Genomic DNA, 9272 nt, shown 5'->3' with positions numbered 1-9272 from the left:
AAAATGATCTGCCCTTTAATGAATTGAAGTACAATTTCATAGAAAAATCAGCTTATCATTAGGATTAATTTAAGAGTAATGTCTAAAGAAAAGGGCTGAAATAAATCAGCCCATCTATAATTTGCAGAAGATCAAACTCCCCTTAACTAATTGTTTTAAAAAATAAATTTTAACTTACTTAATTCTTTTACCAATTTCTCTCACAAGATACCCAGTACCTGGGACTACACTGCCTGCAATCTCTGCGGCAACTTCTGTAATGCCTTCTCTATTATTATTTAAAAGATTCTTTATTGATATTAGCATATTACCCTTCAGGACTTTTCCCGTGATACCATCTACTTCAATTTCCTTTATGTCATTTGTTTCTAGATTGATATATTCAAATGTAAAAATTGGATGATAGTACAAATTACATGTAGTAAAACTGACTTTATCTTTAAACTCTTGTGTATTATCTATTGTAGATTCTGTTAGTTTGTAAAATTCATTTACAATTTTTCTCTCAATATTTTGTTTTACTGGTGGGATCTTCTCACTAAGATTTAATTCGCTCAATGATGGACTAACAGCTGTATCTGGTGATTTATCATTGTTATTACGTTCTACGTAATCGCGATAAATACTATCATGTTGAATCAATACCCCTCCAGCATCAAAAATTCTACTAATCTTATTTTCATAGTGAGCAATTCCCGTAGCTTGTACCTCGATACTTTTTTGGTAAGTTGGATTTTTGACATCATATGTATGACCATTGATAATTAACTGCTTTGTGTTTTCTTCATTGATTGGAATATTAAGGAGGGTTTGATACTCATAATCAAGTGTATGCACTGCTTCTACTAACCAAAAAGGTAATAACTTACTTTTTACACGTTGAAATTTTAATCCTGATTTTTTAAAAATATTTGTGATTGGATTATTAGAAATACTCTTGCCAACTTCTGTAAAAGCATCTTCTATAGAACAATATTCTTTCAACTCAATAATAGAAGCTTGAATTTTAACTATTTCTTGTTGGCGATCATTAGCCACACTTTCTTGAATTTCAGTAGTCATAAATCCCCCTAAAATGTCACACTGTTGAGAAGTTTATCAAGCAAATTTTTCTAAGTAAATAGACTATTATATGGTGATAAATGTATCTATGATTTAGATTTTTATGACATTTAAAAACAAAAGCCCTCTAATCTAGAGGGCTTTGCCTTTAACGTACTAAGGAGGTATATTATGACGTTTAAATAAATTGGCGGAATGGACGGGACTCGAACCCGCGACCCCCTGCGTGACAGGCAGGTATTCTAACCAGCTGAACTACCACTCCGCGAAAACAAACACAAGTTTTGTTTAAATAAGTTGGCGGAATGGACGGGACTCGAACCCGCGACCCCCTGCGTGACAGGCAGGTATTCTAACCAGCTGAACTACCACTCCGCTAAGAACGAGGCGTATATTAATGATTTAAAGTGACCTCGTCAAACATTTTTTTAAAAAAAATAACAATTGATTTTTTACTAAACAATTTGCTGAAATTTTAATTTACTTGTTCATTTTGAGACGGATATAAGGTCGTCCACAAGCAATTTCCTTTAGATTTTTTATTCAATAATTCTAAATATTTTTGATGCTCTTCTTGTTCATCATCGGTTGCTGATAAAACGATAAGTCCATCCGTATCGATTATTTGATGTTGAACGGCATAATCTTGTGAATTGATATTACTGTCAGATTCATCTTCGGCAAGCAAAGCAATTTGCCCGCCAGTCATCATTAAGAATACATCCGCCAGTATTTCTGCATCCAGTAATGCTCCATGGAGTACACGTTTGCTGTTATCAATCCCTAAACGATCACACAAAGCATCCAAGTTATTACGTTTTCCCGGATACATTTTACGGGCTAATTGTAAGCTATCCGTTACCTGACAAATTTCTTCGACTTTAGGTGCGTTGTTATCAAGGGTTGCAAATTCTTGATCAATAAATCCCACATCGAAGGGAGCATTGTGAATAACTAATTCTGCCCCTTTGATAAATTCTAAAAACTCTGGTGCAATTTCGGCGAAAGTCGGTTTATCCTGCAACATTTCATTTGTGATACCGTGAACTTGAATCGCTTCTTCATCGACTTCTCGAGGAGGTTTAATATAAACGTGGTAATTCCGCCCAGTTAAACGGCGATTAATAACCTCGACAGCACCAATTTCAATGATGTTATGCCCAATATGAGGCGCTCCATTGAAATTCATCCCCGTTGTTTCCGTGTCCAATACCACTTGACGTAAAATTGGTTTTTCGTTCATATTATCCTCTATATACAGGCGGTTAGATCAGCAAAATATTTTACCAATCTAACCGCTTGTGATGTCTTTATGCTGCGTTTTTCAACTCATCTATGGCATTTTTATCAAAGAAATATTGTGTACCACAACATTCACATTGCATATCAATCACGCCATTTTTTTCAGCGAGCATTTCTTCAAGTTCATCATCAGGAACAAGCATAATCGCTGCACCTGAACGCTCTCTTGAGCAACCACATTTAAATTCTGTGTCTTGAGATGGATAAACTTCAACACTTTCTTCGTGGAATAAGCGATAAAGTAATTCTTCTGCGGTTAATCCAAAGATTTCTTCATCTTTAATCGTTGAAGCTAAAGTGGCTAAATGCTCAAAATCTTCTGGCGTACCTGTACCATCGGGCATAATTTGTAATAGTAAACCACCTGCAACAGCCTTACCTTCGTATTCGCCAGTACGGATAACCAATTGTGTTTCTAATTGTTCTGAACGAACAAAATAATCTTCTAAACATTCACTAATGGTCGGTTTATCCAAACTAACCACACCTTGATAGCGTTCGCCTTCTTCTGGAATGATAGAAATCACTAGCACGCCATTTCCGATCATTTCAGATAAGGTAGCTTGTTCTGCAATTTCGCCTTCCACACGAGCTAAAGCTCTTACTTGTTGTTGATTGTTACCATTCACAACCGCAAGTTTTAATGGTCCATCTCCTTGAATTTGTACTGTAATATTGCCTTCAAATTTTAAGGTAGCGGTTAATAAACTGGTTGCAACTAACATTTCCCCTAAAAGATTTTGCACTGCTTTTGGGTAATGGTGGGTATTTAGAGTTTCTGTAAATGTGTTATTTAATCTGACCCACTCCCCTCTTACCGCACGGTTTTGGAATAAAAAGCGGTAAAGTTTGTCATTGTCTTGTGTATAAGTCATAGTGTTTCCGAGTTAGTTATTTTAAATTTAATCAAATCACGACGTTCTTTCTTATTCGGTCTGCGATCTGGATGAGGCATAGAAAGTGCATTAGCTTTACGAGCGAAGGCAAGTTTCTCACGGTTTTTGATACTAGTTTCAGTTTCTTGATAAAGTAATTGTGCCTCTGGCGCACCTCTTCGCTGATCGCTCAAGGCTAATACTTCAACCTCTTTTTCTTCGTTTCCTTGTCTAAGTTTGATAAAGGCACCAATTTCAACAGTTTTGCTGACCTTAGCCCGTTGTCCATTATAATGGACTTTTCCCCCCTCGATCATTGCTTTTGCAATACTACGGGTTTTATAAAATCGAGCTGCCCACAGCCATTTATCCAACCTAACATCAACAGTTTCATTACTCTGTTTTTTCATAATTCTACCGAAAATAAAAAACGACAAGTTAAAATATGGTGCAATTTTACGTTTTTTCAAGCAAAAAAGCGGTAAGATTACATAAAAAATTTGCAATATTTTTAATTTAAGGTTATTCTTCGCCACTCAATTCTTAGTATAAAAAATCGCTAAATTAATCAAACTTAAACCCAATCTTTTTAAACAAAAAATATTTTATATATGCATCTTACACAGTTAAAAAATACCCCAGTATCTGAACTCGTTCGTATGGGTGAAGAACAAATGGGCTTAGAAAACTTAGCCCGCTTACGTAAACAAGATATCGTTTTTGCAATCCTTAAACAACACGCTAAAAGTGGTGAAGACATTTTCGGTCGTGGTGTTCTTGAAATCTTGCCAGATGGCTTTGGTTTCCTTCGTTCTGGCGACAGCTCTTATTTAGCTGGTCCTGACGATATTTATGTTTCCCCAAGTCAAATTCGTAGGTTCAATCTACAAACGGGTGACTCGATTGAAGGGAAAATTCGCCCACCGAAAGAAGGTGAACGCTATTTTGCCCTACTCAAAGTCGATCGTGTCAATGACGACAAGCCCGAAGTCTCCCGCAGTAAAATCCTTTTCGAAAACTTAACCCCTCTTCATGCAAATTCACGCTTAAGAATGGAACGTGGTAATGGCTCAACTGAAGACCTTACTGCAAGAATTCTTGATCTTGCTTCACCAATTGGTAAAGGACAACGTGGTCTTATCGTTGCGCCACCAAAAGCAGGTAAAACCGTATTGCTACAAAATATTGCTCAAAGCATCACGCACAATTATCCAGAGTGTATTTTGATTGTATTGCTGATCGATGAACGTCCAGAAGAAGTAACCGAAATGCAACGTTCAGTAAAAGGCGAAGTGATTGCTTCTACCTTTGATGAACCAGCTTCTCGCCACGTTCAAGTTGCAGAAATGGTAATTGAAAAAGCAAAACGTTTAGTTGAACACAAAAAAGACGTGGTAATTTTACTCGACTCTATCACACGTTTAGCACGTGCATACAATACTGTAACCCCAGCATCAGGTAAAATCTTATCAGGTGGTGTGGATGCGAACGCATTACATAGACCTAAACGTTTCTTTGGTGCAGCGAGAAATGTGGAAGAAGGGGGTAGCTTAACTATTATTGCCACAGCCTTAGTGGATACCGGTTCTAAAATGGATGAAGTTATCTTTGAAGAGTTCAAAGGAACAGGTAATATGGAATTACACTTATCCCGCAAAATTGCTGAAAAACGTGTATTCCCTGCAATCGACTTTAATCGCTCTGGTACACGTAAAGAAGATCTTCTTACTACTCCAGACGAACTCCAAAAAATGTGGATTCTTCGTAAGATCCTTAATCCTATGGGTGAAGTTGAAGCAATGGAATTCTTAATTGATAAATTAGCCGTTGCAAAAACTAACGATGAATTCTTTGAAATTATGAAACGTTCATAATTTACATTTACGTAATACTGCAAGAGGGCTAATTAGCCCTCTTTTTTGCAAATAAATTGAATAAAGTTACCGCTTGTTAAACGCCATATTGTTCTCGATATGCTTTCATTTTCGGTAAATATGGTGCGTATTGCGGTGATTTTTCGATAAATTGTAGTAAATCGTCAAAATCAATAATTGAGAAAACTTGGCACTGGTAATCTCTCTCTACTTCTTGAATAGCAGATAAGTCTCCTTTGCCTTTTTCTTTACGGTTTAATGCAATCAATACCCCCGCTAAATTTGCTTTATTAGCATTGATAATTTCCATTGATTCACGAATTGCTGTGCCTGCGGTAATCACATCATCAACAAGCAAAATATTGCCTTGTAATGCACTACCAATTAAATTTCCACCCTCCCCGTGATCCTTTGCTTCCTTACGATTAAAACAGCAAGGTTTATCAATATTAAATTGATTTGCTAGAGCAACGGCAACGGTAGTGGCAATTGGAATGCCTTTATAAGCAGGGCCAAATAACACGTCAAATTCAATACTACTCGATTGAATAGTTTGGGCATAGAACTCACCTAATTTGGCAAGATCTTGTCCTGTATAAAATAGTCCAGCATTAAAAAAATAAGGGCTGATTCTGCCTGATTTTAGGGTAAATTCGCCAAATTTTAGGACGTTACGGCTTAAACAAAATTCAATAAAATCATGTTTATAAGATTGCATTTTATTTCCTCAATTCAATTATTCAGGTGTAATCCAACTGACATCCCAACTGCCTGTTCCCTCTGGCACAAGGGTTTCAGTTAAATAAGGTAAAATTTTCTTCATTTGTGCTTCAAGCTGCCAAGGTGGATTGATCACAATCATTCCACTCGCTGTCATTCCTCGTTGATCGGAATCAGGGCGGACAGCTAACTCAATTTGTAAAATCTTGCGGATCCCTGTTGCTTGTAAGCCTTTGACAATACGTTTAGTGTGCTGACGTAATACGACTGGATACCAAATAGCATATACACCAGTCGCAAAACGTTTGTAACCTTCTTCGATTCCTTTTACCACTAATTCATAATCTTCTTTCAATTCATAAGGCGGATCGATCAAGATTAACCCGCGCTTTTCTTTTGGTGGTAAAGCAGCTTTTAATTGCTGAAAACCATTTTCTCGCTTGGTGATTACATTTCTTTGACGAGCAAATTCATTGCGAAGTAAAGGGTAATCATTAGGGTGTAATTCAGTCAATAATGCACGATCTTGAGGGCGAAGTTGTTGTACTGCAAGCAGTGGTGAACCGGCATAAAAACGTAATTTACCTTTGTTGATTTTCTTTAATTCAGCAATATAGAGGGCAACTTCTTCGGGTAAATCATCTCGTTCCCATAGGCGAGCAATCCCTTCAATATATTCCCCTGTCTTTTCAGCTTCTGCACTGAATAAGCTATAACGACCAACACCTGCATGAGTATCTAAATAGAAGAACCCTTTTTCTTTTTGTTTTAAAGCGGTTAGGATTAAGGTTAAAACGGTATGTTTTAGGACATCGGCATGATTGCCTGCATGAAAACTGTGGCGATAACTCAGCATTTTTATTCTCTTTCTTGTAAAATGACGTTCATTCTAGCTTATTTCCGTTATTTACACTATGCAGAAAACTTTAAAGATTGAAAATGGTTGGCTTGTCGATCAAAAGCGAGTTTTATCCCCACATTTTGATCCAAGACCTATCATTGATGATATTTCATTGTTAGTTATTCATTATATTAGCTTGCCTCCCGATGAATTTGGTGGCGATTTTGTCGATCAGTTTTTTCAAGGCAAACTTGATCCTACTCAACACCCTTATTTTGAAGAAATTAAGGATTTGCGAGTGTCTGCTCACTGCTTTATCAATCGAGAAGGTAAACTCACACAATATGTTAATTTTAACGATATGGCTTGGCACGCTGGTTTGTCTTCCTTTCAAGGTCGAGAAAAATGTAATCAATTTTCTATCGGGATTGAATTAGAGGGAAGTAACAATCAACCTTTTACTGCCGAGCAATATCAAACGCTTATTCAGCTAACCCATTCTATTTTGCAAACTTACCCAAAAATCACCCCCGATAGAATTGTCGGTCATAGTGATATTGCCCCCGGTAGAAAAATCGATCCCGGTCAATACTTTGACTGGGAATATTACCGTTCTCAAGTTAAATAACCTAAGTAAGCGGTAACTTTCTCTCAATAATTTGCAAAATTTTAAAAGTAAGTAACCGCTTATACATAAATTTAATAATCTAAACCTAGCACTTTTCGTCCATTGATACTGGCAATATTTGCCATTTCATCAAGATTAGTAAAACGGCAACCTGCTGAAAGTAAGCTTAACTCTTGCCACATATCTCCTTCACATAATGGCACCATATAATCACAAATGTTATCCGTACCTAATGCAACAGTGATACCTTCAGGAATCATTTCATCTGCGGGAGTTAAGGCGTTGTGGAAAGGTAAAACCTCATCTTTTCGTGGGCTATCAATCCAAGCCATTGGACAAGCGATAACCATCATCTCGCAAGCTTTCATTTTTTTATATAGTTTTTGACGATACTCTTTTGAATGAGCTCCAATAGAAATACCATGAATAGCTACGACTTGCCCTTGCATACCATGTTCAATAGACTTATCACACAATTGTTCTGTTTCTTTTTCTCTTGGCGAATTAAATTGATCAACATGCACATGCAACATTTTACTCTGTGATTTTGCAGTATCCATCAGTATATCCATTGCCTCTAAGCCTTTTCCATAATCTAATTCATCCCGATAAGGTAACCCACCGATCATATCCACCATTTCTGAGCCAATATCAAACCATTTGCGTGCATTGGGTTCGATCACTCCTTTTAAGGTTTGGTTAGCAAATTTTAGTACAATATCATTTTTATACACTTCTCTCGCTTTATGAGCCGCTAAGATAGCTCTATCCTCACAAACTTGATCAATATCCACAAAAGTCCCAAAAGCTGTTACCCCTTGTGAAATCATCAATTCAATAGATTGACTAAAACGGCGATAATAATCTTCTACTGTTGATTGACGTTTTACTTCGTCTACTAAATCCCATTTTTGTTGAAGATTAGATTCTTGATAAATTTTGATTTTCTCTGGCGTCATCGTAAATGCTCGGTCTGCATGGGCATGAGCATTTACCCATCCCCCTTTTTTGATAACTTCATCACGAATATGTCCTTTTAAGGTACGAATTAACTGACTCATTATTTATCCTCTACGACTAAAATTAGGCTAAAAAAAAGATCCCATTAAGAAGAGATCTTTTTCTGAAAATTATTGATAAACCATAAAAAAACAGCTAAACCTCGTAATTTTTCAAGGTTTAGCTGTAAAAATTCTATAAAATAAATATGTTGCGTATTTTTATTAGTTATATCACTGTATGATTTGTGTTGCATTTCTAGTTCCTTATTGGCACTAGGCGGATAGTATAAATTTATCCAAATTAAAATGCAAACGTTTGCGTAACTAACTGGTCGAATTTTTTAATAATTTCTCGATAACTCTACTGACTGCAAAGAAACCAAAGGTTGCGGTAATCATTGTCGCCGCCCCAAAACCATTGGCACAATTCATTGTTGCTGAAATCTCACACCCCTCGCTCATTTTAGGAAAAATTAAAGGTTGAGTGGAGAACACGCAATCTATGCCAAACTTACGTTTTGGATTTTGGCTAAAATTGTATTCTTTACGCAATAAACTACGTACTTTCGAAGCTAGCGGATCTTGAATCGTTTTACTTAAGTCAGTAATTTGAATTTGCGTAGGATCTGTTTGTCCCCCAGCACCGCCAGTGGTGATAATTTTGATTTTATTACGCTTACAAAAGGCAATTAAAGCGGCTTTTACTCGTACGCTATCTATCGCATCAATTACATAGTCATAATCATGAGTGATATATTCAGCTAGGTTATCGCTTGTTAGAAAATCATCAATAATCTGTACTTGGCATTCAGGATTGATTTTCGCAATACGCTCTTTCATCACTTCCGTTTTTAGCTTACCAATTTCACCCGAAATAGCATGAATTTGACGATTGATATTAGTCACGCAAATATCGTCCATATCAATCATCGTAATTTTACCAATCCCAGAACGAGCAAGTGCCTCTAC

At 36.6% G+C, this 9272-nt stretch carries 10 protein-coding genes and 2 tRNA genes; 2 read left to right on the top strand and 10 right to left on the bottom strand.

The genetic code is table 11. From position 1 onward, the window contains the following. Positions 1-174: 174 nt before the first annotated feature. The 6 genes from Q1J40_RS02630 to hslR form a co-directional block, all read right to left on the bottom strand. Positions 175-1062 carry a hypothetical protein gene (locus Q1J40_RS02630; protein ID WP_301098481.1) on the bottom strand — a complete coding sequence of 296 codons (888 nt, stop codon included), beginning with the start codon at positions 1060-1062 and terminating at the stop codon, positions 175-177. 188 nt (positions 1063-1250) lie between these two features. Beyond that, positions 1251-1327, bottom strand: a tRNA-Asp gene (locus Q1J40_RS02625). Positions 1328-1360: 33 nt separating this feature from the next. Further along, positions 1361-1437, bottom strand: a tRNA-Asp gene (locus tag Q1J40_RS02620). A 100-nt stretch (positions 1438-1537) separates the two neighbouring features. Beyond that, the gene (gene dnaQ, locus Q1J40_RS02615) at positions 1538-2305 is read right to left on the bottom strand and encodes a DNA polymerase III subunit epsilon (RefSeq protein ID WP_301098480.1); all 768 of its coding nucleotides are present in this window, start codon (positions 2303-2305) and stop codon (positions 1538-1540) included. A gap of 67 nt (positions 2306-2372) precedes the next feature. Next, positions 2373-3239: an Hsp33 family molecular chaperone HslO gene (gene hslO / locus Q1J40_RS02610; RefSeq protein WP_301098479.1), complete on the bottom strand. Its 867-nt coding sequence runs from the start codon at positions 3237-3239 to the stop codon at positions 2373-2375. Beyond that, positions 3236-3649: a ribosome-associated heat shock protein Hsp15 gene (hslR, locus tag Q1J40_RS02605; protein WP_301098478.1), complete on the bottom strand. Its 414-nt coding sequence runs from the start codon at positions 3647-3649 to the stop codon at positions 3236-3238. The genes hslO and hslR overlap by 4 nt, the downstream gene beginning before the upstream one ends. A gap of 201 nt (positions 3650-3850) precedes the next feature. On the opposite strand from hslR, the gene rho reads away from it, so the two are divergent. After that, positions 3851-5113, top strand: coding sequence for a transcription termination factor Rho (gene rho, locus Q1J40_RS02600; protein WP_301098477.1), 1263 nt, complete (start codon positions 3851-3853; stop codon positions 5111-5113). 76 nt (positions 5114-5189) lie between these two features. Here the strand turns inward: rho and pyrE are convergent, their stop codons facing one another. Further along, positions 5190-5831, bottom strand: a complete 642-nt coding sequence (gene pyrE, locus Q1J40_RS02595; RefSeq protein ID WP_301098476.1) for an orotate phosphoribosyltransferase — start codon at positions 5829-5831, stop codon at positions 5190-5192. 18 nt (positions 5832-5849) lie between these two features. After that, the gene (locus Q1J40_RS02590) at positions 5850-6689 is read right to left on the bottom strand and encodes a 23S rRNA (adenine(2030)-N(6))-methyltransferase RlmJ (RefSeq protein WP_301098475.1); all 840 of its coding nucleotides are present in this window, start codon (positions 6687-6689) and stop codon (positions 5850-5852) included. Positions 6690-6747: 58 nt separating this feature from the next. Between Q1J40_RS02590 and ampD the strand changes: the two genes are divergently transcribed. Further along, on the top strand, positions 6748-7302 hold the full coding sequence (gene ampD, locus Q1J40_RS02585; RefSeq protein WP_301098474.1) for a 1,6-anhydro-N-acetylmuramyl-L-alanine amidase AmpD: 555 nt from the start codon (positions 6748-6750) through the stop codon (positions 7300-7302). 71 nt (positions 7303-7373) lie between these two features. Here ampD and Q1J40_RS02580 read toward each other — a convergent pair whose 3' ends face one another. Together Q1J40_RS02580 and tcdA are read right to left on the bottom strand one after the other, a co-directional pair. Beyond that, positions 7374-8363 (bottom strand): amidohydrolase family protein, encoded by a 990-nt coding sequence (locus Q1J40_RS02580; RefSeq protein ID WP_301098473.1) that lies wholly within the window; start codon positions 8361-8363, stop codon positions 7374-7376. Between the two features lie 264 nt (positions 8364-8627). Continuing rightward, the coding region (gene tcdA / locus Q1J40_RS02575) for a tRNA cyclic N6-threonylcarbamoyladenosine(37) synthase TcdA (protein ID WP_301098472.1) at positions 8628-9272 on the bottom strand (645 nt) is incomplete at its 5' end.

Origin of the sequence: Otariodibacter sp. (assembly GCF_029256985.1) — a bacterium.
GTDB lineage: Bacteria > Pseudomonadota > Gammaproteobacteria > Enterobacterales > Pasteurellaceae > Otariodibacter.
The sequence above is the reverse complement of the archived record's forward strand: the minus strand, read 5'-3'. Positions and strand labels throughout refer to the sequence as shown.

Excerpts from the sequence above, each read along its gene's own strand:
- Q1J40_RS02630 (WP_301098481.1), bottom strand. The coding sequence starts at position 1,062 with ATGACTACTGAAATTCAAGAAAGTGTGGCTAATGATCGCCAACAAGAA.
- dnaQ (WP_301098480.1), bottom strand. The coding sequence starts at position 2,305 with ATGAACGAAAAACCAATTTTACGTCAAGTGGTATTGGACACGGAAACA.
- hslO (WP_301098479.1), bottom strand. The coding sequence starts at position 3,239 with ATGACTTATACACAAGACAATGACAAACTTTACCGCTTTTTATTCCAA.
- hslR (WP_301098478.1), bottom strand. The coding sequence starts at position 3,649 with ATGAAAAAACAGAGTAATGAAACTGTTGATGTTAGGTTGGATAAATGG.
- rho (WP_301098477.1), top strand. The coding sequence starts at position 3,851 with ATGCATCTTACACAGTTAAAAAATACCCCAGTATCTGAACTCGTTCGT.
- pyrE (WP_301098476.1), bottom strand. The coding sequence starts at position 5,831 with ATGCAATCTTATAAACATGATTTTATTGAATTTTGTTTAAGCCGTAAC.
- Q1J40_RS02590 (WP_301098475.1), bottom strand. The coding sequence starts at position 6,689 with ATGCTGAGTTATCGCCACAGTTTTCATGCAGGCAATCATGCCGATGTC.
- ampD (WP_301098474.1), top strand. The coding sequence starts at position 6,748 with ATGCAGAAAACTTTAAAGATTGAAAATGGTTGGCTTGTCGATCAAAAG.
- Q1J40_RS02580 (WP_301098473.1), bottom strand. The coding sequence starts at position 8,363 with ATGAGTCAGTTAATTCGTACCTTAAAAGGACATATTCGTGATGAAGTT.